At 40.3% G+C, this 1,853-nt stretch carries 4 protein-coding genes; all 4 read right to left on the bottom strand.

What is annotated here, in order from left to right; genetic code table 11:
• Window positions 1–34 precede the first annotated feature (34 nt).
• Window positions 35–376 carry a hypothetical protein gene (locus RMO27_RS23685; RefSeq protein ID WP_309737022.1) on the bottom strand — a complete coding sequence of 114 codons (342 nt, stop codon included), beginning with the start codon at window positions 374–376 and terminating at the stop codon, window positions 35–37.
• Window positions 377–413: 37 nt separating this feature from the next.
• Window positions 414–800 carry a type II toxin-antitoxin system VapC family toxin gene (locus tag RMO27_RS23680; RefSeq protein ID WP_309737021.1) on the bottom strand — a complete coding sequence of 129 codons (387 nt, stop codon included), beginning with the start codon at window positions 798–800 and terminating at the stop codon, window positions 414–416.
• Window positions 797–1,018: a hypothetical protein gene (locus RMO27_RS23675; RefSeq protein WP_309737020.1), complete on the bottom strand. Its 222-nt coding sequence runs from the start codon at window positions 1,016–1,018 to the stop codon at window positions 797–799. The genes RMO27_RS23680 and RMO27_RS23675 overlap by 4 nt, the downstream gene beginning before the upstream one ends.
• A gap of 519 nt (window positions 1,019–1,537) precedes the next feature.
• Window positions 1,538–1,798, bottom strand: coding sequence for a type II toxin-antitoxin system RelE/ParE family toxin (locus RMO27_RS23670; RefSeq protein ID WP_309737019.1), 261 nt, complete (start codon window positions 1,796–1,798; stop codon window positions 1,538–1,540).
• Window positions 1,799–1,853: the final 55 nt, after the last annotated feature.

Here is a 1,853-nt window from a genome sequence, read left to right as displayed (position 1 = left end):
GAGGCAGAATCGGTACCTAGAATAAATACAGTCATTATTCTTCGGTTGTATCTGCTCTATCGGCGGCGATGTTGGCGACTACAGCAGCAAAATCGGCATCATCTTTAAAAATACCTGCAAACTTTAATATCGGATGCTCCTCGTCGATCGATCCCAGTCGCTGTTTTACCTCTTCTGTTGTCAGGGTTGGACTTTTACTCTGGCGAATCGCTAACAATTGCTCAATAACTGCTGGATTAACTTCTAGCCCAACATCTAGATCTATCTGCTGATCGCACTCTTCGTCGAGATATTCTTGCAGCCACTTTGCCAGATTGCGAATTTCGTCTTTTGGTAATTGCTTAATAGCTGACTGAACTACTAATCTAGTATTCATTACAGATACTCTAATCTAGTTGTTAGTTGTTATAATGTTACCAAATTCTATCGATCGAATAAGCATCAAAGGCTTTATCTATACTGGCAATCGATACTTTCTCGTCCATAGCTTGAGTAATAATTATTCTGTCAAAAGGATCGCGATGATGAGGCGGTAGTAAATCGAGAGTATAAATATGAGATAGCTCAATCTGTATAATTTTAATCTGATTTTCGCTAACTTGCATCGCGATAATATCTGGTAAAGGTCGAGGCAGATTTAACTTACCTAAAGAAACCTTAATCTGAATTTCCCAAATACTTGCCAAACTAACCCACAATTCGTTATCTACATCGAAAATAATATTTTGGACGCGATCGGAAATATTCGATATATCGTTCGCCCACCAAATTAATACTTGTGTATCCAGAATGACCTTCACTCATCTACTCCCAACCAAAAGGAATCAGAGAGTGGTTCGTTAAAATCATCACTCATGATAATTTTACCATGCTCTAAATTGGGTATGCGTTGGCGTGCTGTTGTTGAGATCGATATGGGCTGTTGACGTTTAATAGATTTAACAAACTCTAGCACTTCAGATAATAGGTCTTCTGATGTTGATTCTAGTTCGCTGACGATTAGCTCTTTAGTATTCACAATAGTTTGGCTAAATACTGCTACTTTCTAGTATAGATCGCTATTGTCCGTTTGACATCTAGCGATCGATCGAACAGATATTGGTGGGGGCGGGCGGGTTCGCTTGGGAGATGATTGTGAATCGCAAGAATTTCTAGCATAAACAAAGCCAGCTACGGGTTATGTAAAAAACGGATCGTGCGTGGATCTAGGATCTGTAGGGGCGGGTTTATGCTAGCTAATATCGATTTTACCAATCGATATCGATCGAACCCGCCCTCCCCACCAGAAGACCTCAAATCGGTTCTATAACGATCGAATCAAACCAGATCGACTGGAGCAAAGCGGAGGCTACGCCAACGAACCAACACCCATCGATCGACATACTCAAAGCCTAATCACCCTTATCTAAATCGATCAGTCCCGAACTATGATGAGAATGATTTCTGGATGGACGTATAATTATTTCTAGGGATAAATTATAGTCTATCTCTTAATCTGACAAATCAAAGTTCCGGACATAAGATTTAATGTTGAAATCTATCCATAAATTTCACTACGATGTCCAATTTTTAAAATAGCGATCGTTTCATCAACTTCACTGAATTCATAAATAACTCGGTAGTCTCCCACTCGGAGCTTATACGCGCCTACTAAATTTGCCGTGAGAGCAAGTGGCGTGATGTCCTCAAAGTTTTCTGCCAACCAGACAATCTTCTTGATGATGCGAGATTGGACTTGGCGATCTAGTTTTTCCAGATTCTCAAGAGATTCTGACTTGTATTGGATGGTATAGCTCATCTCACATTAAGCCCAGTCGCTGTTTTACCTCATCGGTTGTCAGAGTTGGACTCTT

This window comes from Chamaesiphon sp. OTE_75_metabat_556, from assembly GCF_031378165.1.
In the GTDB taxonomy this organism is placed as follows: domain Bacteria; phylum Cyanobacteriota; class Cyanobacteriia; order Cyanobacteriales; family Chamaesiphonaceae; genus Chamaesiphon.
The sequence above is the reverse complement of the archived record's forward strand: the minus strand, read 5'-3'. Positions and strand labels throughout refer to the sequence as shown.

What these genes read in the sequence shown, in the direction of transcription:
- RMO27_RS23685 (WP_309737022.1), bottom strand. Translation starts at nt 376, where the DNA reads ATGAATACTAGATTAGTAGTTCAGTCAGCTATTAAGCAATTACCAAAA.
- RMO27_RS23670 (WP_309737019.1), bottom strand. Translation starts at nt 1,798, where the DNA reads ATGAGCTATACCATCCAATACAAGTCAGAATCTCTTGAGAATCTGGAA.